This window comes from Mycobacterium interjectum, assembly GCF_900078675.2.
In the GTDB taxonomy this organism is placed as follows: Bacteria; Actinomycetota; Actinomycetes; order Mycobacteriales; family Mycobacteriaceae; genus Mycobacterium; species Mycobacterium interjectum.
Genome location: NZ_LT546237.1, coordinates 4,647,148 through 4,671,621, shown reverse-complemented (window position 1 = coordinate 4,671,621; position 24,474 = coordinate 4,647,148). Strand labels below are relative to the sequence as shown.

Annotated in this window: 22 protein-coding genes and 1 pseudogene; 17 read left to right on the top strand and 6 right to left on the bottom strand. The window is 68.1% G+C overall.

Annotated features, from left to right (window positions below):
- The first annotated feature begins 34 nt into the window (after positions 1 to 34).
- Both BN4348_RS57125 and BN4348_RS57115 read left to right on the top strand, forming a co-directional pair.
- Positions 35 to 2,217: pseudogene (locus tag BN4348_RS57125) on the top strand (acyl-CoA dehydrogenase).
- A 1,095-nt stretch (positions 2,218 to 3,312) separates the two neighbouring features.
- Complete coding sequence (locus BN4348_RS57115) at positions 3,313 to 3,633, top strand: ATPase (protein WP_066917458.1); 321 nt, start codon at positions 3,313 to 3,315, stop codon at positions 3,631 to 3,633.
- A 33-nt stretch (positions 3,634 to 3,666) separates the two neighbouring features.
- Here the strand turns inward: BN4348_RS57115 and fadD2 are convergent, their stop codons facing one another.
- A complete protein-coding gene (fadD2, locus tag BN4348_RS57110; RefSeq protein ID WP_066917481.1) occupies positions 3,667 to 5,346 on the bottom strand; it encodes a long-chain-fatty-acid--CoA ligase FadD2 in 1,680 nt (559 codons plus the stop codon).
- 59 nt (positions 5,347 to 5,405) lie between these two features.
- Between fadD2 and BN4348_RS57105 the strand changes: the two genes are divergently transcribed.
- Positions 5,406 to 6,659 (top strand): DNA polymerase domain-containing protein, encoded by a 1,254-nt coding sequence (locus BN4348_RS57105; protein ID WP_066917457.1) that lies wholly within the window; start codon positions 5,406 to 5,408, stop codon positions 6,657 to 6,659.
- Here BN4348_RS57105 and BN4348_RS57100 read toward each other — a convergent pair.
- Positions 6,656 to 7,978, bottom strand: coding sequence for a NarK family nitrate/nitrite MFS transporter (locus tag BN4348_RS57100; protein ID WP_456238212.1), 1,323 nt, complete (start codon positions 7,976 to 7,978; stop codon positions 6,656 to 6,658). The two genes, BN4348_RS57105 and BN4348_RS57100, sit on opposite strands and share 4 nt — an antisense overlap.
- A gap of 212 nt (positions 7,979 to 8,190) precedes the next feature.
- Between BN4348_RS57100 and BN4348_RS57095 the strand changes: the two genes are divergently transcribed.
- From BN4348_RS57095 to BN4348_RS57055, 9 genes are all read left to right on the top strand, one after another.
- Complete coding sequence (locus tag BN4348_RS57095; protein WP_066917456.1) at positions 8,191 to 8,796, top strand: acyl-CoA-like ligand-binding transcription factor; 606 nt, start codon at positions 8,191 to 8,193, stop codon at positions 8,794 to 8,796.
- A gap of 9 nt (positions 8,797 to 8,805) precedes the next feature.
- The gene (locus BN4348_RS57090; protein ID WP_084454694.1) at positions 8,806 to 9,801 is read left to right on the top strand and encodes an ABC transporter substrate-binding protein; all 996 of its coding nucleotides are present in this window, start codon (positions 8,806 to 8,808) and stop codon (positions 9,799 to 9,801) included.
- Between the two features lie 101 nt (positions 9,802 to 9,902).
- Positions 9,903 to 10,577: a 5-oxoprolinase subunit B family protein gene (locus tag BN4348_RS57085; protein ID WP_066917454.1), complete on the top strand. Its 675-nt coding sequence runs from the start codon at positions 9,903 to 9,905 to the stop codon at positions 10,575 to 10,577.
- A gap of 10 nt (positions 10,578 to 10,587) precedes the next feature.
- Positions 10,588 to 11,505, top strand: coding sequence for a 5-oxoprolinase/urea amidolyase family protein (locus BN4348_RS57080; RefSeq protein WP_066917453.1), 918 nt, complete (start codon positions 10,588 to 10,590; stop codon positions 11,503 to 11,505).
- A 35-nt stretch (positions 11,506 to 11,540) separates the two neighbouring features.
- A complete protein-coding gene (locus BN4348_RS57075) occupies positions 11,541 to 12,086 on the top strand; it encodes a GNAT family N-acetyltransferase (RefSeq protein ID WP_066917452.1) in 546 nt (181 codons plus the stop codon).
- 418 nt (positions 12,087 to 12,504) lie between these two features.
- A complete protein-coding gene (locus tag BN4348_RS57070) occupies positions 12,505 to 13,911 on the top strand; it encodes an MFS transporter (protein ID WP_066917451.1) in 1,407 nt (468 codons plus the stop codon).
- 77 nt (positions 13,912 to 13,988) lie between these two features.
- Positions 13,989 to 15,140 carry a uroporphyrinogen-III synthase gene (locus BN4348_RS57065; protein ID WP_066917450.1) on the top strand — a complete coding sequence of 384 codons (1,152 nt, stop codon included), beginning with the start codon at positions 13,989 to 13,991 and terminating at the stop codon, positions 15,138 to 15,140.
- On the top strand, positions 15,131 to 15,907 hold the full coding sequence (locus BN4348_RS57060; protein ID WP_066917449.1) for a sirohydrochlorin chelatase: 777 nt from the start codon (positions 15,131 to 15,133) through the stop codon (positions 15,905 to 15,907). Before BN4348_RS57065 ends, BN4348_RS57060 begins: the two co-directional genes overlap by 10 nt.
- 31 nt (positions 15,908 to 15,938) lie before the next feature.
- The gene (locus BN4348_RS57055) at positions 15,939 to 16,391 is read left to right on the top strand and encodes a TetR/AcrR family transcriptional regulator (protein ID WP_066917448.1); all 453 of its coding nucleotides are present in this window, start codon (positions 15,939 to 15,941) and stop codon (positions 16,389 to 16,391) included.
- Positions 16,392 to 16,395: 4 nt separating this feature from the next.
- Here the strand turns inward: BN4348_RS57055 and nirD are convergent, their stop codons facing one another.
- The gene (gene nirD, locus BN4348_RS57050; RefSeq protein ID WP_066917447.1) at positions 16,396 to 16,743 is read right to left on the bottom strand and encodes a nitrite reductase small subunit NirD; all 348 of its coding nucleotides are present in this window, start codon (positions 16,741 to 16,743) and stop codon (positions 16,396 to 16,398) included.
- Positions 16,740 to 19,313: a nitrite reductase large subunit NirB gene (gene nirB / locus BN4348_RS57045; protein WP_084454692.1), complete on the bottom strand. Its 2,574-nt coding sequence runs from the start codon at positions 19,311 to 19,313 to the stop codon at positions 16,740 to 16,742. Before nirB ends, nirD begins: the two co-directional genes overlap by 4 nt.
- 225 nt (positions 19,314 to 19,538) lie before the next feature.
- Here nirB and BN4348_RS57040 point away from each other — a divergent pair, with 225 nt between their 5' ends.
- On the top strand, positions 19,539 to 19,979 hold the full coding sequence (locus BN4348_RS57040; RefSeq protein WP_066917446.1) for an Hsp20/alpha crystallin family protein: 441 nt from the start codon (positions 19,539 to 19,541) through the stop codon (positions 19,977 to 19,979).
- 57 nt (positions 19,980 to 20,036) lie between these two features.
- On the opposite strand, the gene BN4348_RS57035 is transcribed toward BN4348_RS57040, so the two are convergent.
- Complete coding sequence (locus tag BN4348_RS57035) at positions 20,037 to 20,576, bottom strand: DUF302 domain-containing protein (RefSeq protein ID WP_066917445.1); 540 nt, start codon at positions 20,574 to 20,576, stop codon at positions 20,037 to 20,039.
- A gap of 103 nt (positions 20,577 to 20,679) precedes the next feature.
- On the opposite strand from BN4348_RS57035, the gene BN4348_RS57030 reads away from it, so the two are divergent.
- A complete protein-coding gene (locus BN4348_RS57030) occupies positions 20,680 to 21,177 on the top strand; it encodes a winged helix-turn-helix transcriptional regulator (RefSeq protein WP_066917444.1) in 498 nt (165 codons plus the stop codon).
- On the opposite strand, the gene BN4348_RS57025 is transcribed toward BN4348_RS57030, so the two are convergent.
- A complete protein-coding gene (locus BN4348_RS57025) occupies positions 21,174 to 21,932 on the bottom strand; it encodes an isocitrate lyase/PEP mutase family protein (protein WP_066917478.1) in 759 nt (252 codons plus the stop codon). The two genes, BN4348_RS57030 and BN4348_RS57025, sit on opposite strands and share 4 nt — an antisense overlap.
- A gap of 92 nt (positions 21,933 to 22,024) precedes the next feature.
- On the opposite strand from BN4348_RS57025, the gene BN4348_RS57020 reads away from it, so the two are divergent.
- From BN4348_RS57020 to BN4348_RS62000, 3 genes are all read left to right on the top strand, one after another.
- Positions 22,025 to 22,330, top strand: coding sequence for a hypothetical protein (locus BN4348_RS57020; RefSeq protein WP_066917477.1), 306 nt, complete (start codon positions 22,025 to 22,027; stop codon positions 22,328 to 22,330).
- Between the two features lie 78 nt (positions 22,331 to 22,408).
- Positions 22,409 to 23,236 carry a hypothetical protein gene (locus tag BN4348_RS57015; protein ID WP_066917443.1) on the top strand — a complete coding sequence of 276 codons (828 nt, stop codon included), beginning with the start codon at positions 22,409 to 22,411 and terminating at the stop codon, positions 23,234 to 23,236.
- 41 nt (positions 23,237 to 23,277) lie between these two features.
- A partial coding sequence (locus BN4348_RS62000; protein ID WP_084454690.1) for a fumarate reductase/succinate dehydrogenase flavoprotein subunit occupies positions 23,278 to 24,474 on the top strand: 1,197 nt, incomplete at its 3' end.

The window sequence follows — 24,474 nt, the reverse complement described above, 5'->3', positions numbered from 1 at the left end:
CTGGGCCGAAACGCGAGCCATGGGAAGGCGACCAATGCCGATCGCAATAACTCCTGAGCATCAAGACCTGGCCGACTCGGTGCGGTCCCTGGTGGCGCGCGTCGCGCCGCCCGAGGTGCTGCACCAGGCCATGGAGACACCGATCGAGAACCCCCCGCCGTACTGGCGGGCCGCGGCCGAACAGGGCCCGCAGGGCGGGGAGTTGGGGGGGTCGGGCGGCGGGCCGGGGTTTGGNTGCTGGCCGAGTTCGGCTACGGGGCGATGCCCGGCCCGTTCGTGCCGTCGGCCATCGCAAGCGCGCTGATCTCCGCGCACGACCCGCACGCGAAGGTCCTCGCCGAGCTGGCGTCCGGCGCGGCGATCGGCGCTTACGGGCTGGATTGCTCCGCGCTGACCGCCACCCGTCAGGGTGACGCACTGGTTATCCGCGGCGAGGTCCGCGCGGTCCCGGCCGCCGCGCAGGCGTCGCTGCTGGTGCTGCCGGTCGCGATCGACAGCGGCGAGGAATGGGTGGTGCTGCGCGCCGAACAGCTCGAGATCGTGCCGGTGAAAAGCGTTGACCCGCTGCGGCCCATCGCGCATGTGCGGGCCAACGCCGTCGAGGTCGGCGACGACGTCGTGTTGGGAAACCTGAACATGGCGACCGCGCACGCGCTGATGACGACGCTGCTGTCGGCCGAGGCCATCGGCGTGGCGCGCTGGGCGACCGACACGGCGTCGCAATACGCGAAGATCCGGGAGCAGTTCGGCAGGCCGATCGGCCAGTTCCAGGCCATCAAGCACAAGTGCGCGGAGATGATCGCCGACACCGAGCGGGCCACCGCGGCCGTCTGGGATGCGGCCCGCGCGATCGACGAGGCCGGCCAAAACGATTGGGACATCGTCGCTTCCGGAGTCGAGTTCGCCGCCGCGGTGGCGGCGACATTGGCGCCGGCGGCCGCCCAGCGCTGCGCGCAGGATTGCATTCAGGTGCACGGCGGGATCGGGTTCACGTGGGAACACGACACGAACGTCTACTACCGCCGGGCGGTGATGCTGGCCGCCTCCTTCGGCCGCGCTTCGGAGTACCCGCAGAAGGTGGTGGACACGGCGACCAGCACGGGAATGCGCGCGGTCAACATCGACCTCGATCCGGACACCGAGAAGCTGAGGGGCGAGATCCGGGCGGAGGTGGACGCGCTCAAGGCGATGGAGCGCGACGCCCGCACGGTCGCGATCGCCGAGGGCGGCTGGGTCCTGCCGTACCTGCCCACGCCGTGGGGCCGGGCCTCCAGTCCGGTGGAGCAGGTCATCATCGCCCAGGAGTTCAGCTCGGGGCGGGTCAAGCGGCCGCAGGTCGGGATCGCGGCGTGGATCATCCCGTCGATCGTCGCGTTCGGCACCGAGGAGCAAAAGCAGCGTTTCCTGCCGCCCACCTTCCGCGGCGAGATGATCTGGTGCCAGCTGTTCTCCGAGCCGGGCGCCGGGTCCGACCTGGCCGGGCTGTCCACCAAGGCGACCAGGACGGAGGGCGGCTGGCGCATCACCGGGCAGAAGATCTGGACCACCGCCGCGCAGTTCTCGCAATGGGGCGCCCTGCTGGCGCGTACCGACCCGTCGGCCCCGAAACACAATGGCATCACGTACTTCCTGCTGGACATGAAAAGCGAAGGCGTTACCGTCAAGCCGCTGCGTGAGTTGACGGGCCAAGAGTTTTTCAACACCGTCTACATCGACGACGTGTTCGTGCCCGACGAGTGTGTGCTGGGCGAGGTCAACCGGGGCTGGGAGGTCAGCCGCAACACGCTGACGGCGGAGCGGGTCTCGATCGGCGGCAGCGACGCGAATTTCCTTGCGACACTTCCCGAGTTCGTCGAGTTTGTCCGCGACGGGCAGTTCGATCAGGTCGCGCAGCACCGGGCCGGGCAGCTGATCGCCGAGGGCCACGCCGCCAAGGTGCTGAACCTGCGCTCGACACTGTTGACGCTGGCCGGTGGAGACGCCATGCCGTCGGCGGCCATCTCGAAGCTGTTGTCGATGCGAACGGGCCAGGGCTACGCGGAATTCGCGGTGTCGTCCTTCGGCACCGACGCCGCGATCGGCGACACCGCCGAACTTGCGGGCAAGTGGGGCGAGTACCTGCTGGCCAGCCGGGCCACCACCATCTACGGGGGCACCTCGGAGGTGCAGCTCAACATCATCGCCGAACGGCTGCTGGGCCTGCCCCGCGACCCGTAATCGCCCCCAAAAGGGACATGCCGACCCGTCGCACGTCTGTCAGGTCGGCATGGCCCGGTCTTTGGCCGCTAAGCGGGCGGCGCTAGCTCACCACCACCAGTGATTCCCGCCGCCGTGACCCCAGCCACCATGGCCACCGCGATCCCAGCCACCATGGCCACCGCGGTCCCAGCCGCCATGGCCACCGCGGTCCCAGCCACCATGGCCACCGCGGTCCCAGCCACCATGGCCAACGTTGCGGCCGCCGCCGGGACCGGGGCCGTGGGGCCCACCGGGACCGTGGGGGCCGCCGGGACCGGGGCCGTGGGGCCCAGCGGGACCACCCGGGCCGTGCGGCCCGGCCATCGCAAAACTTGCGCCGAGAGCAGGGCCGGGGGCGGCTTGTGCCGCGGGGACGCTGCAGAACAGCATGGCTCCCGCTAGCGCGCCGGCGCCGACTGCACCAGCGGCCGCGTTATAGGCGGATCGCCGTGAAATCATCATCATGAGCTCCTTCGGAGATAAGTTCGCGTGACAGTTATAACGTTACCCCAAAAATTGCACTGCAAACCATATGAATTTCCATTCATGCCCCGTCGATAGGACGCTTTTTTTCGCGCTAGCTATTCCTGAAATTGCGTATATTTGTATTTCATACAATCTTTTCGGCCAGTTGGCATTCACGCCCTTCAGTACATCTGCGCATCCGAAGCGCGCAAGCCCGCATTTGACGAGTGGCCTTTCAACCCTTTTTACGGAGTTACTGCGCTCAGTAGGTCCGGCGTCTGGCACCTCATTACTCGCCAATTCGTGAGATTAAGTAACGGTGAGATCCATCGTCTAGAAGACGACTTGTACGTCTACGGCAAATATCCAGCTTCGGCGACTGATCATGGCTCAAAATAGGGCGAATTATCTGTAGCTACTTATATCCAGCGCCCAGAGACGGGCCGGTAAACGGTTTTTGCTGGTTACCGCGACCGAGTCCCCGCGCACTCCGCGTGGAACGCTCGCGGCACGCCGCAGGCGCCTAGCGGTGGTATGAATGAGAAGGCCCCAACGGCGCGCATACTGATAAGCGGAACTACTGATGTGCACCTTAGAGAAAGTCGCGCGATGACGATCAACTCAGGTCCCAACCGGTTCGCCCGGTATACCGCCAAGCCTCCCCCGCCCGGGCAGACGGGGCCGACGCAGCGCCTCAGCGCGTTGGGCGAGGTACCCGCAAAGCCGTCGCGCGATCGACGCACGCGTCGCACTGTCGACCTGCCGTTGGCCACCCACCGCGCGCTCGACGTCTGGCAGCGCGACGCCGCCGACCGCATCGGCGTCGCCCGGGTGACCGGGCAAGAGGTTCTCAGCGCGCTGATCGATCAGTTGCTGATCGATCCCAAGCTCTCCTCGCAGATCACCCGCGCCATTCAGACCCGCAGGTGACCGGGGACGCCGCTGGTCGCCGACCGGCCTAAGTCAGTCGATCTCCATCTCGCGCAGCTCGCGCTTGAGGACCTTGCCGGTGGGGTTGCGCGGCAGCTCTTCGAGGAAGACCACTTCCCGCGGGACCTTGTAGCGGGCCAGGTGGTCGCGCACGTAGTGCTTGATGGTGTCCTCGTCGACGCTGGCGTCGTCCTTCTTGACGACGAACGCGCGCAACCGGTGGCCCCACTCCTTGTCCTCGACACCGATGGCGGTGGCCTCCACGACATCCGGATGCCCGTTGATGAGGTCCTCGACCTCGGCCGGGAAGACGTTCTCGCCGCCGGAAACGATCATCTCGTCGTCGCGCCCACTGATGTAGAGCAGGCCGTTCTCGTCGAAGTAGCCGACGTCGCCGGAGGACAACATCCCGTCGATGATCTGCTTCTTGCCGCCGCCGGTGTATCCCTCGAACGGGAACGCGTTGCCGACGAAGATCCTCCCGACCTCACCCTGTGGCAACTCCTTGCCGTTGTCGTCGAAGATCTTGACCTTGACGCCCTTGACGACCGGGCCGACGGTCGAGGAATTGAATTCCAGGTGCTTGGGCTCGGCGATCGTGGCGAAGGCGATTTCCGTCGAGCCGTACATGTTGTAGACGACGGGTCCCAGGTCCTTGAGCGCCCGTTCCGCAAGCTCCGACCCGAGCGCCGAGCCGGACACGAAGACGATCTTCAGTGAGGACAGGTCGGGTTTGGAGTCCATCTTTTCGATCGCATCCAGGATGCGCGACAGCATTACCGGGACGACGACCATCGCGGTCACCTTGTACTTCTCGATGTCCTCGAGCACCAGTGGCGGCTTGAACTTCCGGCGCAGCACCAGCGTCGAGCCGAGGAACATCGCGATGGTGCCGTGCAGGAAACCCAGCGCGTGGAACATCGGCGCGGGAAGCGAGGTCACCTCGCCTGCCCTGAACGGCACGTGCGACAGGATGCCCCCGATTGGCGCCAGCGTTGGGGGGGTGCTGCGGTTCGCGCCTTTGGGCGTGCCGGTGGTGCCGCTGGTCAGGATGATGATCGACGAGTGCTTGCTCGCCTTCGGGGCGGGAGACTTGTCGCTGCGCTCGATCAGGTCGGCCAGCGTCTCGTCCTCGCTGCCCGACGGCTCGTCCGCATCCGGATTGGATCCCAGCGCCCGCAGCTTGCCCAGCTCCGGCTCGGCTTTGCTGACGGCCTTCGTGTACTCGTCGTCGTAGATGATCAGCTTGGCGCCCTCGCGCTCAGCCACCTCCTTGATCTGCGGGCCGGAGAACTCGCTGTTGAGCAGGATGATGCGGGCGCCCACGCGTGCGGCACCGAAGTAGGCGATGAGGAACCAGCGTGTGTTGCGGGCCAGGACGGCGACGCCGTCGCCGCCCCTGACCCCCTTCTCCAGCAGCCCGTTGGCCACCGCGTGCGCGGCGTCATCGAGCTCGCGGTAGGTGAATTCGCCCTCCTCGTCGATGCAGGCGGCGTTGTCCGGATGGCGCCTTGCGTTGAGCGACGGCAGCATGCCGAACTCGCCCCACTTGTAGATGTCGGCGGCCATCGCGGCGTAGTTCTGCGGCGCCTCGATCCGGAACGCACCCGATTCGAAGATCTTGCGCACGTAGTGCAATTCGGCCGCGCCGCGGTCGAGGTACTGCTGAACTTTGGCGACAGCCTGCCCCGGCAGGCCGATGAGGTTTGGCATGCATTCCACCCTATGTGACGTCCGTCTCAGTGCCACTAGTTAATACCCCCCGACTTACGATGATGAACATGACCGGTCCGGCGTCATTGGAGGTGGCCGGGCACCGGGTCACGGTCACCCATCCCGACAAGGTGGTCTTCGAACGCCACGGTGACGCGGGCCCGTACACCAAGCTCGACCTGATCCGCTATTACCTGTCCGTGGCCGAGGGGGCGCTGCGCGGCGTCGCAGGGCGGCCGATGATCCTCAAGCGCTTCGTCAAGGGCATCCGGCAGGAGGCCGTCTTCCAGAAGCGGGCGCCGGCCAACCGGCCGGACTACGTCGACGTGGCCGAACTGCACTACGCGCGCGGCACTTCCGCCGCCGAAGCCGTCATCCACGACGCCGCCGGGCTGGCATGGGTGATCAACCTCGGCTGCGTCGACCTCAACCCGCACCCGGTGCTCGCCGGCGACCTCGACCACCCCGACGAACTGCGCGTCGACCTGGACCCGATGCCCGGGGTCGCGTGGCCGCGCATCGTCGAGGTCGCGATGGTGGCCCGCGAGGTGCTGGAGGACTACGGCCTGGTCGCGTGGCCGAAGACGTCCGGGTCCCGCGGCTTTCACATCTACGCCCGGATCGCGCCGCGCTGGGGATTCCGCCAGGTGCGACTGGCGGCCCAGACCGTTGCCCGCGAGGTCGAGCGGCGGGCGCCCGAGGCCGCGACGAGCCGCTGGTGGAAGGAGGAGCGCGAGGGCGTCTTCGTCGATTTCAACCAGAACGCCAAGGACCGCACCGTCGCGTCGGCCTACTCCGTGCGGGCGACCCCGGACGCGCGGGTCTCGACGCCGCTGCGCTGGGACGAGGTCGCCGACTGCCGGCCCGAGGCGTTCACCATCGAAACGGTGCCCGACCGGTTCGCCGAACTGGGCGACCCGTGGGCCGGGATAGACGACGCGGTGGGCGAGCTCGACCGGCTGCTGATCCTGGCCGAGGACATGGGACCACCCGAGCGAGCGCCGAAGGGTTCCGGCACCCGCACCGAGGGCGGGCGCGTCTCGTCGAAGCCGCTCATCGAGATCGCCCGCACCAAGACCAAGGACGAGGCGATGGCCGCGCTGGACACCTGGCGGGACCGCCATCCCGCCGCGGCAGCCCTGCTGCAGCCGACCGACGTGTTGGTCGACGGGATGCGCGGGCCGAGTTCCATCTGGTACCGGATCCGGATCAACCTGCAGCACGTGCCGGACGACCAGCGCCCCCCGCAGGAGGAGCTGATCGCCGACTACAGCCCTTGGGCACGATATGAGTCGCGCTATCGAAACGACTAGACGCCCCGCTGCCCCATCGGTGTCTTCTTGCGCAGGTACACCGACCAGGTGACGGCCAGCAGCGCGATGAAGAACGCGACATAGAAGCGCAGCGCGGGCTCGATGCTGCCGAAGTGCGACTTGGACCAGGCATAGGCGAGCGGCACCACGAACCCGCCGAAGGCGCCGATCGACGAGATGACGCCCAGCGCCCCCGCGGCCTGGCGGCGCATGTGCACCATGGTGTCCGGGTCGCCGCCGGCGAGCTCGCCCTTGATCAGGAAGATCCGCGAGATCATCCGGTAGGTCGAACCGTTGCCGATGCCGGTGGCGACGAACAGGAACATGAAGCTGGCGAAGAACAGCGGCAGGTTTTTAGCGTTGACCGACCACAGCGCCGCCGCGGCACCGACGGCGAGCATCACGAAACTCATCGCGGTGATGCGCGCCCCGCCGATCCGGTCGGCCAGCTTGCCGCCCACGGGCCGAATGAGGGATCCGATGCCGGCGCCCAGGAACGCCCAGGTCAGCGCGATGTCCCCGCGTCCGAACACGGTCTTGAGCAGGGTCGGGAAGGCCGCCGAGTAGCCGATGAAGGAGCCGAACGTCCCGATGTACAGCAGCGACATGATCCAGGTGTCGGCATGCCGCAGCGACTGCAGCACCGGCTTCACGTCGGCCTTCGCCTCGGAGAGGTTGTCCATGAACGCGAACGCGCACACCGCGGCCGCCACGGCCAGCGGCACGTAGAACAGCCCGGCGCGCGCCAGCGCCACGCCGCCGCCGACGATCACGATCGGCGGGATGATCTTCTGCACGACGGCCACGCCGAGGTTGCCGCCGGCCGCGTTCAGGCCCAGCGCCCAGCCCTTGTCTTTCTCCGGGTAGAAGAACGAGATGTTGGCCATCGACGACGCGAAGTTGCCGCCCCCGAAGCCGGCGGTCGCGGCGATCGCGACCAGCACCGCGAACGACGTGTGGGGATGGCTCACCGCCCAGGCCAGCAGCAGGCACGGGATCAGCAACAGCGACGCCGAGACGATCGTCCAGTTGCGGCCGCCGAAGACCGGGACGGCAAAGGTGTACGGCAGCCTCAGGAAGGCGCCGACGCCGCTGGGCACGGCGACCAGACACAACGCCTGGCTGGCGGTCAGCGCCCAGCCGGACGCCGCCGGGTGCCCGTGCGGGCCGGCCATCATCTGGACGACCACGATGCTCCACAGCATCCACACGCTGAACCCGATGTGCTCGGCGAAGATGGAGAAGATCAGGTTGCGGCGGGCGATCGCCTTGCCGGTCGCCTGCCAGAACGCGGGGTCTTCGGGCCGCCAGTCGTCGATCCAGCGCCGTCCGTGGTGATGCCCGCGCGGCGGCGCGGGGGCTACGAGTCCTGTGCCGGTCTCGGGAGTGGTGATGGTCACGGACCCGACGCTAGGGAGGGACTGTTACCGGTCGTGGTGTGCGCAGTTACGTCAGAGATACGTGGATCTCGCAACGGCCGATGGTGGCCTGTCAGAACTTTTTGCCGCCCGAATGCGGGAGAATTGACCCCATGCAGGCGACCGACCAGCCCCTGGGACTGCGGGAACGCAAGAAGATCAAGACCCGGCAGGCCATCAGGCGTGAGGCGTTTCGCCTGTTCGACGCCCACGGCTACGCCGCCACCACCGTCGAACAGATCGCCGACGCCGCCGAGGTGTCACCGAGCACGTTCTTCCGGTATTTCCCGTCCAAGGAGTCGCTGCTGCTGGCCGACGACCTGGACCCGCTGATCTTGGCCGCGCTGCGGGCCCAGCCTCCCGAACTGTCGCCGGGCCAGGCCATCCGCCGTGCCTACGGGTCGACGATGGCGGGCCTGTCCGACGAGCAGTCGGAGTTCGAGAGCACCAGGCAGCGGCTGATCTTCTCGATACCCGAACTCAAGGCCGCGCTCTACGACGAGTACCACCGCACCGTCACCGTCATGGCCGAGGCCATCGGGGACCGAATCGGCCGTCCCGCAGACGATTTCGAGGTCCGCGTGTTCGTCGGCGCGATGGTGGGCGCGATGATGGCGGCCTACGACAGCGCGCCTAAAACGGCCGAGACGATCTATCGGGCCCTGGACTTTCTCGACGCCGGCATGCCGCTGGGCAGGCCCGGACCGAGAACGCGATAATCTCACGCGATGGGCGGTTGGAATCGACGGGGATTCTTGCAGCTCGCGGGGGCTATGGGGGTGGCCGCGGTCGCCGGCGCGCCGGCTGCGTGCTCGCCGCGCAAACAGGCACCAGGCGCCGCGCCCGGCGGGTCGGTGACGATCACCCACCTGTTCGGTCAGACCGTCATCAAGGAGCCGCCCAAGCGCGTCGTCAGCGCCGGCTACACCGAGCAGGACGACCTGCTGGCGGTGGGCGTGGTGCCCGTCGCGGTGACCAACTGGTTCGGTGACCAGCCATTCGCGGTGTGGCCATGGGCCCAGCCCAAGCTCGGCTCGGCCCAGCCGGTGGTGCTGAACCTGGACAACGGGATCCCGGTCGGCCAGATCGCCGGCCTCAAACCCGACCTGATCGTGGCCATCAACGCCGGCGTGGACGCCGACACCTATCAGAAGCTGTCGGCGATCGCCCCGACCGTCGCGCAATCCGACGGCGACGCCTTCTTCGAGCCCTGGAAGGAGCAGGCCACCACCGTCGGCCAGGCGGTGTTTCAGCCCGACCAGATGAAGTCCCTGATCGACTCCGTCGACAAGCAGTTCACCGATGTCGCCCAGAGGAATCCGCAGTGGAAGGGCAAGAAGGCGTTGCTGATGCAGGGCACGTTTTTTCAGGGCACGGTGGTCGCGACCCTGGCGGGCTGGCGCACCGACTTCCTCAACCAGATGGGTCTCGTCATCTCCGATGGCATCAAGCCCTTCGGCAGCGATCACCGCGCCGTCATCCCGCGCGATCAGATCAAGTCGGTGCTCGATTCGGCCGACGTGGTGATCTGGACGACCGAAAGCCCCGACGAGCAAAAGGCGATCCTGGCCGACCCGGAGGTGGCGGGCGCGCTCGCGACCGCCCAGAACCGCCACATCTTCACCACCAAGGACCAGGCCGGCGCGATCGCGTTCGCGTCGCCGCTGAGCTACCCGGTCGTCGCCGACCAACTGCCGCCCCTGCTCGGCAAGATACTGGGTTAGAGCCCGCCTGTTTGAGCGTTCGCTAAGGCACCTCTGGCAGTGCTCGAAAATCCGTCCGCATCCCCTCCCGCCTGCCCCGATCGCGGAGTTACCGTCGAGTAATGAGCGTGACGGACATGAGCGGCGGCGTCCCCACGGAGCTGTCGACCGAGCTGGTCGGCAACACCGTCTACGACTACGGTGACCAGGCGTTGATGCTCCAATGCGGCAGCACCGCCGAGGTATTGGCGTGGGTGGACGCGCTGCGCGCGGCGGCCTTGCCCGGCGTGCTCGACATCGTCCCCGCCGCCCGCACCGTGCTGGTCAAGCTCGACGACCCCCGCTTGCAGGGGGTCACCCGGCAGCGGCTTCGCAGGATGCGCGTCACCGCCTCCGCGGACGCCGCGCCGGGCCGCGGCGCCGACGTGGTGATCGACGTCGTCTACGACGGTCCGGACCTCCGCGAGGTCGCCGAGGTCACCGGGCTGACCGCGGAGCAGGTGATCGACGCCCACACGTCCAGCCTCTGGCGGGTCGGATTCAGCGGATTCGCACCGGGTTTCGCGTATTTGGTGGACGGCGACGCGCGGCTGCGGGTGCCGCGCCGCGCGGAGCCCCGGACCTCCGTGCCGGCCGGCTCCGTCGCCCTCGCCGGAGAATTCAGCGCGGTATATCCGCGGCAGTCGCCCGGCGGCTGGCAGCTCATCGGACGCACCGACGCCGTCCTGTGGGACCTCGATCGTTCCAGCCCGGCGTTGCTGACGCAGGGCATGTGGGTTCAGTTCCGGGCGGTCTGAGGAGGTAGCCATGGTGACCCTGGAAATCCTGCGCACCGGCCCGTTCGCCGTCGTCGAGGACCTCGGCCGTCCGGGGCTGGCCCACCTCGGCGTCAGCCGTTCGGGGGCCGCCGACCGCAGCGCCCACAAGCTGGCCAACCGGCTGGTCGCCAACCCCGACGACCGCGCGACGGTCGAGGTGACGTTCGGCGGCTTGTGCGCCCGGGTCCGCGGCGGCGACGTCGACATCGCGGTGACGGGCGCCGACACGGACCCCACCGTGGACGGAATTGAGTTCGGCACCAACAGCATTCACCATGTCCGCGCCGGGCAGGTGATCACCCTGGGCACCCCGCGCGCCGGCCTGCGGACGTACCTGGCGGTGCGCGGCGGCATCTGCGTGGAGCCGGTGCTGGGGTCGTGCAGCTACGACGTGATGTCGGCGATCGGCCCGCCGCCGCTGCGGGCCGGCGACCGGCTGGCGATCGGCGCGCACACCGACGACTACCCCGAACTGGACCAGGCGCCGGTGGCCGGCATCGCCGAGCACCTGGTGGAGCTGCGGGCGGTGCCGGGGCCGCGCGACGACTGGTTGGTCGATCCCGACACCCTCGTGCACACAATCTGGATGGCCTCCGACCGCAGCGACCGGGTCGGGATGCGGTTGGAGGGCCGACCAATGCAGCACCGCTACCCCGACCGCCAGCTCCCCAGCGAGGGAACGACTCGCGGCGCGATCCAGGTGCCGCCCAACGGTTTACCGGTGATCCTGGGACCCGATCACCCGGTGACCGGCGGCTACCCGGTGGTGGGGGTGCTCACCGACGAGGACATCGACAAGGTCGCCCAGGTGCGACCCGGCCAATACGTGCGGCTGCACTGGGCGCGACCCCGGTGCGCGGCGGGGGGACGGCCGGTGTCGAGCGCCGAGGGGTGGCCGTTCTCTTAGCGCGGCCCGCTGGACAGGGCTGGTAGACAAGGAGTGTGCAAGCCCAGGTCCACACCGCACGCCTGGTACACACCGCCGATCTGGACGGCGAAACCCGACAGCGCGTCCGCGAGATGGTCACCGCGGCGTTCGCCGGAGATTTCACCGACGACGACTGGGAGCACACGCTGGGCGGCATGCACGCCCTGATCTGGCAGCACGGCGCGATCATCGCGCACGCCGCCGTGATCCAGCGACGATTGTTCTACGGCCAGCATGCGCTGCGTTGCGGTTACGTCGAAGGGGTCGCGGTGCGGGAGGACCGCCGGGGGCAGGGCCTGGTGCACGCCCTGCTCGACGGCGTCGAGCAGGTGATCCGCGGCGCCTACGAAGTGGGTGCGGCCAGTTCGTCCCATGCGGCCCGGGGGGTGTACACGGCGCGCGGGTGGCTGCCCTGGCGCGGGCCGACGTCGGTGCTGGCCCCCACCGGCCCGGTCCGCACACCCGACGACGACGGCGGCGTGTACGTCCTGCCCGTCGGCATCAGCCTGGACACCTCCGCGGCCCTGGCGTGTGACTGGCGCGCCGGCGACGTCTGGTAGCAAGGCAGATTTTTTTCCGCAGTGGCGCCGCGGCCGGTGAATGCGGTTTAAACGAAATGTATTCCAGCTCACACCAAATCCCACGGCCGCACGAAATCACTTGACGCGGGCGGCGATTGCCGCTGAATTGTCGCTCAGCGATTTACCAGATAACTGGGATTCAACTTACAGGCGATATCGGCCGAATCGAGTTGACGGACTTAAGTTCTAAATGTGAGCATCGAAACATACGGCGGGGCAAGTCTCTTCGTTCGCGTGACCTCGCGCGGCCCAAATTGGCACGCCGGCGGTTGGCAGCAGTCAATCATCAACGCGTCCAGGCGATTTCGCCGGTGCGAGCGTTTGCGAGACCCCGGCGACATCGTCGTCGCCCCCCGGGGCGAACCCGCTGGAAGAGTTGGCAGAAAGGTGCAATCGCATGGGCCGCAGCCACCGCATCACGAACTGGGATCCGGAAGACGCGGCCGCCTGGGAGGCCGGCAACAACAAGATCGCCCGGCGCAACCTGCTCTGGATCATCGCCTGTGACCACATCGCCTTCGGCGTCTGGACCCTGTTTCCGGTGATGGCGCTGTTCATGCCCCAGAGCGTGTACGGCTTTTCGGCTGCCGACAAATTCCTGCTCGGCGCCACCGCAACTTTCGTAGCGGCATGCCTGCGGATCCCCTACTCACTGGGCATCGCCACCTTCGGTGGCCGCAACTGGACCGTGTTCTCGATCCTGGCGTTGCTGGTGCCCACCGCCGGCACGATCTGGCTGCTGGCCCACCCCGGCCTGCCACTGTGGCCGTATCTGGTGTGCGCGGCGCTGACCGGAATGGGTGGGGCCAACTACGCGGCGTCGATGACGAACACCAACTTCTTCTACCCGCACCGGCGCAAAGGCTTCGCGCTCGGGTTCAACGCCGGCGCCGGCAACCTCGGGGTGCCGATGATCCAGCTGGTCGGGCTGCTGGTGCTCGCCATCGCCGGCCACCGCCAGCCGTACTGGGTGTGCGGCCTCTACCTGCTCCTGCTGACCGCCGTAGCCCTGGGTGCGACCCGGTACATGGACAACCTGGCGCACGCCACCTACGACGTCGGCCACCTGCGCTCGATCCTGTCCGAGCGCGACACGTGGGTGCTCGCGATGCTCTACCTCGGCACCTTCGGCTCCTGGATCGGTTTCTCGTTCGCGTTCGGCCAGGTCCTGCAGATCAACTTCGTCGGGACCGGGCAGAGCCACGCCGACGCCGCGCTGCACGCCGCCGAATTCGCCTTCATCGGCCCGGCGCTGGGGTCGGTGGCGCGAATTTACGGCGGCAGGCTGGCCGACCGCATCGGTGGCAGCCGCGTCACCCTGGCGGTGCTCGCGACCATGGCGGTCGCCACCGCGTTCCTGGTCGCCCTCAGCACCCACGACGACCGCACTCCCGGCCTCACCACAACGGCCACCATGGTCGGCTACGTCTGCGGCTTCATGGCCCTGTTCGTCCTCGCCGGGCTGGGCAACGGCTCGGTGTACAAGATGATCCCGTCGGTCTTCGAGGCACGCAGCCACCGGCTCGGCCTGAGCGACGCCGACCGCCGTCGTTGGTCGCAAGCCACGTCGGGCGCGGTCATCGGGTTCGTTGCCGCCTTCGGCGCGCTCGGCGGCGTGGGGATCAATCTCGCGCTGCGCCAGTCCTACCTGAGCACCGGCACCGACACGTTGGCGTTTTGGGTCTTCCTGTTTTTCTACGTCGCCGCAGCGGTTTTGACGTGGGCGCGTTACGTGCGCCGGCACGCGTCGGCGGCCCCGGAAGTGGCGGGCTCGCAGGCCCAGACGGAGTTCGCCCGGGTGTGAGCGCCGTCGCAACAGGAGCAATGCGTCAGCAATTCCGCGGTAACGCCTCGGAAACGTCGCGGGCATACACAGGTCATATGGGTCAACCAAAATCCGCGCCGCTCACCGGCTACCGGGTTGCGGTCACCTCGTCCCGACGCGCCGAGGAGCTGTGCGCCCTGTTGAGCCGGCAGGGCGCCGAGGTGTGCAGTGCCCCCGCGATCAACATGATCGCGCTGCCCGACGATGACGAATTACACCGTCACACAGAGGCTTTGATCGCGGACCCGCCCGACATCCTGGTCGTGCACACCGGGATCGGATTCCGCGGCTGGCTCGCCGCTGCCGAGGGGTGGGGCCTGGCCAGCCAGCTCGTCACCTCGTTGTCGTCGGCGCGGATCGTGTCGCGCGGGCCGAAGGGGACCGGAGCGGTGCGCGCCGCCGGCCTGCACGAGGAGTGGTCCCCTGAGTCCGAATCCTCACAGGAGGTGCTCGAGTATCTGCTCGAGTCGGGCGTATCGGGGATGCGCGTCGCCATCCAGCTGCACGGCGCCGCCGACGCCTGGGACCCGTTCCCGGAGTTCCTCGGCGGGCTGCGCTTCGCGGGAGCCGACGTGATCCCGATCCGGGTATACCGGTGGAAGCCAACACCATTGGGCGGCGACTTCGACCAGCTGGTCACCGGGATCGCGCGCCGCCAATTCGACGCGGTCACCTTCACGTCGGCACCCGCGGCCGCCGCGGTGCTGGAACGCAGCCGCGAACTCAGCATCGAGGACCAGGTGCTGGGGGCGCTGCGCACCGATGTGCACGCGATGTGCGTCGGCCCGGTGACATCCAAACCGCTGATCCGCAAAGGCGTACCGACATCGGCGCCCGAGCGAATGAGGTTGGGGGCCTTGGCCCGCCATATCGCCGAGGAGTTGCCGCTGCTGGGATCGTGCACCGTCCAGGCGGCCGGCCACACGCTCGACATCCGCGGCACCTGCGTGCTGGTGGACGGTTCGATCAAGCTGCTGTCGCCGTCGGGGATGTCGGTGCTGCGCGCGCTCGCGCAACGGCCGGGCGACGTCGTCGCGCGCACCGATCTGTTGCGGGCGCTGCCGGGCAACAGCAACGACCCGCACGCGGTCGACACCGCCGTGCTCCGGCTGCGAACCGCCCTGGGCGACAAGAACATGGTCGCAACGGTGGTCAAGCGCGGCTACCGGCTCGCCGTCGACGATCGCCAGGGCGAACCGTGGACCTGATCCTGGCCGCGCACGGCACCCGCCGGCCGGGCGGTGTCGCGATGATCGGCGACCTTGCGGCGCGGGTGAGCGCACTGCTCGACCGCCGGGTGCAGGTCGCGTTCGTCGACGTGTTGGGTCCCAGCCCCAGCGAGGTGCTGTCGCAGGCGGCGGCCGCCGGCCGCCCCGCGGTGGTGGTGCCGGCGTTCTTGTCGCGGGGATATCACGTGCGCACCGACCTGCCGGCCCATGTCGCGGCCAGCGGCCACCCGCGCGTCACTCTCGCCCCCGCCCTGGGGCCGAGCGGCGAGATCGCGCGGATAGTCGCCGACCAGTTGACGAAATCCGGCTGGCGGCTGGGTGATTCGGTGATCCTCGCGGCGGCGGGCACCACGGATGGGCGGGCGCGTGCCGATTTGCACGTCACCGCGACCACCTTGTCGGCCATGGTCGGGGCGCGGGTGCGGCTGGGATTCGCGGCCACCGGCGATCCGTCCGTGGACCACGCGGTGGCCGCCGCCCGCCGCGGCGGTGCACGGCGCGTGGTGGTCGCCTCCTATCTCCTGGCGGACGGCCTGTTCCAGCAACGCCTGCTGGCCAGCGGCGCCGATGTGGTGAGCCAACCGCTGGGCACCCACCCCGGGCTGGCCCGGCTCGTCGCGAACCGATTCCGCCGGGCCGTGCCCGGGCTCGCCCCCGTCACGACCCGCCACGCGTCGCGGCGGCCCAGCCTGCTGCTGGCTCAACGGCCCCATCCGAAGAGGCACGCCGAGGCGCGCGGCGCTTGATCTTTAATCGCATACCGGCGATTCTGGCTTCATGCCGCGCCGCGAAGAGCCCTCGCGCGGGCTCCTTGACCCGGTGGCGAAGATGCTGCGGTTGCCCTTCGGCACACCGGAGTTCATCGATCGGATCGTCACCGGCGGGGTCAACCAGGTGGGCCGCCGCACGTTGCACATGCTCATCACCACCTGGGACGCGGCCGGCGGCGGCCCCTTCGCGGCCAGTGCGGTCGCATCGACCGGGATGGCCAAAACCGCCGAAATCGTCGAGGCCATGTTCATCGGCCCGGTTTTCGGCCCGATCCTGAAAATGCTGGGCGCCGACAAGGCGGCCGTTCGGGCGTCGTTGTGCGCCTCCCAGCTGGTCGGCCTCGGCATCATGCGCTACGGCATCCGCTCCGAGCCGCTGCACTCGATGTCGGTGGAGACGCTGGTCGACGCGATCGGCCCGACGATGCAGCGCTATTTGGTCGGCGACATCACCGGCTGAGCCCTCAGGCGGCGATCTGGATTTCGCCCTCGGGCGTCACCCGCACCTGGTACACCGGCACCGAGACCCGCGGGTCGTCCAGGCAGGAGCCGTCGTCGAGCGCGAAAGCCTGTTTCAGCAAGGGGGATTGGACGGTGACGCGGCCACCGCGGTCCCCGACGATCCCGCGCGAGAGCACGGCCGCCCCGGAAAAGGGGTCGATGTTGCTGACCGCGTGCACCGACCCGTCCTCCATCCGGAACAGCGCCGCCTGGCTGCCGTCGTCGAGCAGCACTCCGACGCCACGGCCGGGAATGAGGCGGTCGTAGGCGCAGGCGGTCGTCCACACCTGAACGTCGTTGAGAACTGTCATGATTCCTCTCCCACACGGACCCGCGGCATGCCGATCGGCACGGGTACTTTGCGTCCGGCACGCTCGGTGAATGTCACCGTCTCATCGACGGCATCCGGGGCGTTGACGAAGGAGACGAACCGCGACAGCTTGTCCGGGTCCTCCAGCACGCCCTTCCATTCGCACTTGTAGTTCTGCACATGCCGCTCCATCGCGGCCTCGAATTCGCCGGCCAGGCCGAGCGAGTCGGCACACACGACCTCGCGCACGTGATCCAGGCCGCCGTCCAGCGACTCGACCCACGGCGCGGTGCGCTGCAACCGATCGGCGGTCCGGATGTAGTACATCAGGAACCGGTCGATGTAGCGGACCAGCGTCTCGGTGTCCAGGTCGCTGGCCAGCAGCTGAGCGTGCCTGGGCGTCATGCCGCCGTTGCCGCCGACGTAGAGGTTCCACCCCTTTTCCGTGGCGATGACGCCCACGTCCTTGCTGCGCGCCTCGGCGCACTCGCGCGCGCAACCCGAGACGCCGAGCTTGATCTTGTGCGGGGCGCGCAGGCCGCGATACCGCAGCTCCAGGTCGATGGCCAGCTGCACCGAATCCTGTTGGCCGTAACGGCACCAGTCGCTGCCCACGCAGCTCTTCACCGTGCGCAGCGCCTTGCCGTACGCGTGGCCGGATTCCATGCCGCCGTCGACCAGCCGCCGCCAAATCTGCGGCAACTGGTCCACCCGGGCGCCGAACAGATCGATCCGCTGACCGCCGGTGATCTTGGTGTACAGCCCGAAGTCCTGCGCGATCTGGCCGATCAGGATCAGGTGCTCCGGCTTGATGTCGCCGCCGGGAACCCGCGGCACCACCGAGTAGCTACCATTCTTTTGGATGTTGGCCAGGAAGTGGTCGTTGGAATCCTGCAGCGCGGCCTGCTCGCCGTCGAGGATGTGGTCGGAACCGGTGGACGCCAGGATGGAGGCGACCACGGGTTTGCAGATGTCGCAACCCCTTCCGCTGCCGAAGCGCTCCAGCAGCCCCGAGAACGTCCGGATTTCGGTGGCGGAGATGATCTCGAACAGCTCGGCCCGCGACTGGCTGAAGTGCTCGCACAGCGCCTTGGACTGCGCCACGCCCTCGGCTTCCAGCAGCTGCTTGAGCAGCGGCACGCACGACCCGCACGACGTGCCCGCCGCCGTGCACGACTTGAGCGCGGGAACGTCGGCGCAGCCGCCGGCGATCGCGCCCGTCAGGTCGCCCTTGGTGACGTTGTTGCACGAGCAGATCTGCGCCGAATCCGGCAGCGCCCCAACACCCAAGGCCGCCCCGCCGCCCGAGGAGGCCGGCGCGATCAGCGCGAGCGGATCCCCCGGCAACTCGCTGCCGACCATGGGCCGCAGCACCCCGTACGACGAGGCGTCGCCCACCAGCACCCCGCCGAGAAGGGTTTTGGCGTCGTCGGAGAGCACCAGTTTGGCGTACGTCCGGTTCACCGCGTCGTTGATGGCGACCTCGAGGCAGTTCTCGGTCGTGCCCATGGCGTCGCCGAAGCTGGCGACGTCGACGCCCAGCAGTTTGAGCTTCGTCGACAGGTCCGCTTCCGGGAATTCCGCGGCGCCGTCCAGCAGCCGGTCGGCCACCACCTCGGCGGAGGTATAGCCCGGCCCGACCAGGCCGTAGCAGCGCCCCTCGATCGCGGCGACCTCCCCGATCGCGTAGATGTCGGGATCGCTGGTCCGGCAGGACAAGTCGGTGAGCACGCCGCCCCGCTCGGCGCGCGTCAGCCCCGCGGCGGCCGCCAGCTCGTCGCGCGGCCGGACCCCGGCCGCGAAGATCACCACGCCGGCGTCGATGACCTCCCCGTCGGTCAGCCGCACCCGCACCGACGTCGAGCCGTCGGCGTGGTCGACCGATTCGATCGATTCGGTGCCCGTGCCGACGTGCACCTCGATGCCGAGCTCCGTGATCATCCTGGCCAGCAGGGCACCGCCGGCCTCATCGATCTGCTGGGCCATCAGCCGCGGCATCATCTCGATGACGTGCGTCTGCAACCCGAACTGGCGCAGCGCATTAGCGGCTTCCAGCCCCAGCAGCCCACCGCCGATGACCACCCCCGAAGTGCGCCCGGCCTGCAGCGTGCGCCGGGCGTCGGCACGGATGGCGTCGAGGTCGTCGAGGGTGCGGTAGACGTGGCACACGGGCAGGTCATGGCCGGGAACCGGCGGGACGAACGCGTAGGACCCGGTGGCCAGCACCAGGGCGTCGTAGCCGTGCCGTTGACCGTCGGCGGTGACCACCGACTTCGTCGCCCGGTCGATTTCGGTGACGCGCGCGTTCAGCAGCAGCCGGACCCGCTCGTCACCGGCGTAGTCGTTGCCGGGCAGCGCCAGCAGCGCCCGGTCCCAGCTTTCGGTGTAGGAGGTGAGGCCAACGCGGTCATAGGCCGCGTCGGCCTCCTCCGCCAAAACCGTGATACGCCAATACCCCTCGGTATCGCGGGCACGGAGCGCCTCGACCAGGCGGTGGCCGACCATGCCGTGCCCGACCACAATGACGTGACGCGTCGCACAGTGCTCGCGCCCGGTTTCGGATGGGGCCATGCCACGAGGGTAGGAGCCCCAAATTAAGGAAAAATCGCGGAATGTGACGCGCACATGACGGCGCCCTCACACCTCACAACGACCGCTGTGAAGGTGTTCGCTGCGGGCGAACGCGCGGGTGGAACTTTAGCGGGATCGACTCAAGTTTCTAAAAATAGCCGTCCGGCGGCTCGCCGGTCACAGCAAACTCACAAGGAAGCACAAGGAAGCAAAAGGAGAAACCCCATGAGCAACCTCGCATTGTGGTCGCGGCCGGCCTGGGACACCGACCGGTGGCTGCGCGACTTTTTCGGCCCCGCGGCGACGACCGACTGGTTCAAGCCGGTCACCAGCGGCTTTACGCCCGCCGCCGAGATCGTCAGGGACGGCGATGACGCCGTCGTCCGCCTCGAACTGCCCGGCGTGGACGTGGAGAAGGACGTCAACGTCGAGGTGGACAAGGGCCGCCTGGTGATCCACGGCGAACACCGCGACGAGCACGCGGAGGAGGAGAACGGCCGGAGCCTGCGGGAGATTCGCTACGGGTCGTTCCGCCGGACGTTCCAACTGCCCGCGCACGTCACCGGCGAGGCCATCGCGGCTTCCTACGACGCCGGCGTCTTGACGGTGCGGGTCGCTGGGGCCTACGCCGGGAGCCAGGCGCAACGCATCGCGATCACGAAGTAGTTCGCGGTCAATCGCGACGAATCCGGCGGGGCACCGGCTCCGCCGGATTCGCCGCGTCTAGCACCCGAAGGCGGCGCCCGCGTCGATTCCGATGACCCGCAACAGGTTTGCGACCTTGCGGTCGAGCTCCTCCCCCACCCCGGTTACCGCCGCGATGCCCAGGCTGCCGAACGCCGCGCTGGGCTGGTCCATCGAGAAGACGGCATTGCCGTCGGCGTCGGCGTAGACGAGCACCCGCAGCGGCGCATACAACAGCGCCCTGGGGTCGTGGCGGAACATGGTCTCGGCGATCGTGTGGTTGCCGAGCAGGTACTCCACCGCGTTGGTCGTGTGGCCGGCGAGGCCCAGCAGGGGCAGGGCCTCGATGGTGGCGTAGACCATCAGGCCGTGCGGGGCGTTGAGTGCCGCGGCGGCACGGACGTCGTCCCAGCTGCCCCCGCGCGCGACGATCTCCTGCACCGACTCACGGTCGAACGGCGGCGCGGCTTTCTCGAAAGCGGTTCGGAATTCGTCGAATTCCACGCCGGTGGCCACGTCGATGCGGTTCATCGCGTGCGGCGCCACGGTGAATTCGGCCGGTTGAACGCTGGTCGTCATGGTCTTCCCTCACGTTTCGTGGCCACTTTGGTTCGGTGAATGAACTCGCCACCCGCGAGTATATGGTTCAGTCAACGAACCCACAAGGCGTAGCATCGGCGCCGTGGCCCTTCCCCGCGAATATCCCGCCGAGAGCTGCCCCATTGCGCGGTCCCTGGAGATCGTCGGCGAACGGTGGACCCTGCTGATCCTGCGCGACGCCTTCTATGGGGCGCGGCGCTTCAGCGACTTGCAGCGCCATCTCGGCATCCCGAAAGCGGTGCTGTCCGACCGGTTGGGCTTCCTCGTGGAACAGGGCGTGCTGAGCAAGGATTCGGGCGAATACCGGATGACCGTCAAGGGCAAGCGGCTGTGGCCGCTGCTCTGGTCGATGATCACCTGGGGCAACGACAACTACGTCGAGAAGCCCAACAGGAGAACCTACCGACACGCGGACTGCGGGGGCATGATCGGTCCGGACCGCCGGTGCCACCGATGCGCGCAGGTTCCCGACGTCGCCGACCTCGTCGCGCACCCACCGCCGCGACCGCGCAAGCCGGGCCGCGACGATCCCGTCAGCCGGGCGCTCAGGCGGCCGCACCGGCTGCTGGAGCCGATCTAGCCCCAGCGCGCCAGCCACTCCTTGGCCCGGTCCGCCAGCGCGGCCTGCAGGAAGGGGCCGAAGCTGATCCGGGCGACGCCCAGCGGGCCGAACGATGCCGGGTCGCCCTGGTCGGGCAGCGCGATCGCGTTGATCGGCAGCGGCAACTCGGTGGCCAAGCGCCGCAACGTGTCCGGGTCGTGTCGGCCCACCGGGTACAGGACGTCGGCGCCCGCGTGCGCGGCCTCGGTCAGCCGCGCTATCGCCCGCTCGACTCGGTCGGAGTCGTCTCCGTCCTTGCGCAAAAACAGATCGGTGCGGGCGTTGATCACGACATGCACCCCGGCCGCGTCGGCGGCCGAGCGTAGCGCCGCGACCAGTTCGGCGTGTTCGCCGGCCGAGCGCAGCCGCTTGCCCTCGGCATGCACAGTGTCCTCGATGTTCAGGCCGACGGCGCCCACGCCCAGCAGGCCCTCGATCAGGCGCGCCGGCGGCTGTCCGTACCCGGATTCGATGTCCACCGACACCGGCACCTCGACGGCGGCGGTGATCTGCGCCACGCGCGTGAGCACGTCGTCGAACGACATGCCCTCGCCGTCGGGTTTTCCGATCGAATCGGCCAGCGGATGGCTGCCGACGGTCAGGGCGACAAATCCGGCGTCGGTGGCGAGGCGGGCCGACCACGCGTCCCACACGGTCGGCAGGACCACCGGGTTGCCCGGCTGGTGCAGCTCGAGCAGCGCCGTCGCGCGCCGGGCGGTGGTTTGGCCTGTCATGGTGTCCGACATTAGGCGGACGCGGTGGCTACTATCGAGGGCGTACTGTGATCCGTGAAACCGGCTGGCGCGGGGAGATCCGAGGAGATCTGTTGACGAGCCCTACTGGCACTGCTGAACTCACCGAATTGCACGACCTCATCGGCGGCTTGCGGCGGTGCGTGAACTCCCTGAGGGCCCGTTACGGCGACAGCCCGGCGATGCGCCGCATCGTCATCGACGCCGACCGGATCCTTTCCGACGTCGAATTGCTCGATTCCGACGTCTCCGAATTGGATCTGGCCCGCGCCACCGTGCAGCAGTCGGGCGAGAAAGTCGTCATTCCCGACACGCAATACGACAGCGATTTTTGGCGCGATGTCGACGACGAGGGTGTCGGGGGTCACAGCAGGTCCTGACAACACAAGCCCCCCGGAAATGAGGGGGTGCTCTCTGTGTACCCTTCGACCAACAGCCCGTTCGAAGAGGAACACTAGATGAGCGCACCCACGGCGAACCGTCCTGCGTCAGGTGTCTTTTCACCGACCCGCGCCAACATCCCGCAACGGACCCTACGCACCGACCGGTGGTGGATGTCGCCGCTGCGGATCGACCTGGGCTTCGCGGCCTTCCTCATCTACGCGATAGCGCGCGGGTTGCAGAAGGACTACTTCTTCGTTCCCAAGTACCACTACCTGACGCCGTTCTACTCGCCGTGCATGAGCAAGGCCTGCGGGGAGGGCAGCGACTTCTGGCCGCAGTTCCTGCCGAACTGGTGGTTTGTGCCATACGCGGCGATGTCGCTGCCGTTCCTGTTGCTGTTCCGGCTGACCTGTTACTACTACCGCGGCGCCTATTACCGCACGGTCTGGCAGTCGCCCACCGCCTGCGCGGTGGCCGAGCCCCGCGTGCACTACACCGGCGAGACCCGCCTCCCGCTGATCATTCAGAACACCCACCGGTATTTCTTCTACATCGCCGGCATCATCTCGGTGATCAACAGCTACGACGCGATCGTCGCGTTCCACTCCGACAGCGGACCGGGCGGATTCGGTTTCGGGCTGGGCAACGTGATCCTGGTCGGCAACGTCGTCATGCTGTGGATCTACACGCTGTCCTGCCATTCGTGCCGGCACATCACCGGTGGGCGGCTCAAGCACTTCTCCAAGCACCCTGTGCGGTACTGGATTTGGACGCAGGTCAGCCGCATCAACACCCGGCACAAGATGTACGCCTGGATCACGCTGGGCACGCTGATGCTCACCGATTTCTACATCGCGCTGGTGGCCAGCGGCACCATCCCTGACCTGAGATTTGTTGGCTGAAAAGCCATTTGAAAAAGAAATCGGAACTTAGCGAGGGTTTCATGGTTGAGGTCGAACGGCACTCCTACGACGTAGTCGTCATCGGTGCCGGCGGCGCGGGGCTCCGCGCGGTCATCGAGGCGCGGGAACGCGGCCTCAAGGTCGCGGTGGTGTGCAAATCCCTCTTCGGCAAGGCCCACACGGTCATGGCCGAGGGCGGCTGCGCCGCGTCGATGGGAAACACCAACCCGAAAGACAACTGGAAGACCCACTTCGGCGACACCATGCGAGGCGGGAAGTTCCTCAACAACTGGCGGATGGCCGAGCTGCACGCCAAGGAGGCCCCCGACCGGGTCTGGGAGCTGGAGACCTACGGCGCGCTGTTCGACCGCCTCAAGGACGGCAAGATCAGCCAGCGCAACTTCGGCGGGCACACCTACCCGCGGCTGGCGCACGTCGGCGACCGCACCGGCCTGGAACTGATCCGCACCATGCAGCAGAAGATCGTCTCGCTGCAGCAGGAGGACTTCGCGGAGCTCGGCGACTACGAGGCGCGGATCAGGGTCTTCGCCGAATGCACGATCACCGAACTGCTCAAGGACGGCGACGCGATCGCCGGGGCCTTCGGCTACTGGCGCGAAAGCGGCAACTTCGTCCTGTTCGAGGCCCCCGCCGTGGTGCTGGCCACCGGCGGCATCGGCAAGTCGTTCAAGGTGACGTCGAACTCCTGGGAGTACACCGGCGACGGGCACGCGCTGGCCCTGCGGGCGGGCGCGTCGTTGATCAACATGGAGTTCGTCCAGTTCCACCCGACGGGCATGGTGTGGCCGCCCAGCGTGAAGGGGATCCTGGTCACCGAGGGCGTCCGCGGGGACGGCGGCGTGCTGAAGAACTCCGACACCAAGCGGTTCATGTTCGACTACATCCCGCCGGTGTTCAAAGGCCAGTACGCCGAGACCGAGCAAGAGGCCGACCAGTGGCTCAAGGACAACGACTCGGCCCGCCGCACCCCGGACCTGCTGCCGCGCGACGAGGTCGCGCGCGCGATCAACTCGGAGGTCAAGGCCGGCCGGGGCTCCCCGCACGGCGGGGTGTACCTCGACATCGCCTCCCGGCTGACGCCCGAGGAGATCAAGCGGCGCCTGCCGTCGATGTACCACCAATTCAAGGAGCTGGCCGGCGTCGACATCACCAAGGAGCCGATGGAAGTCGGGCCCACCTGCCACTACGTGATGGGGGGCGTCGAGGTCGACGCCGAC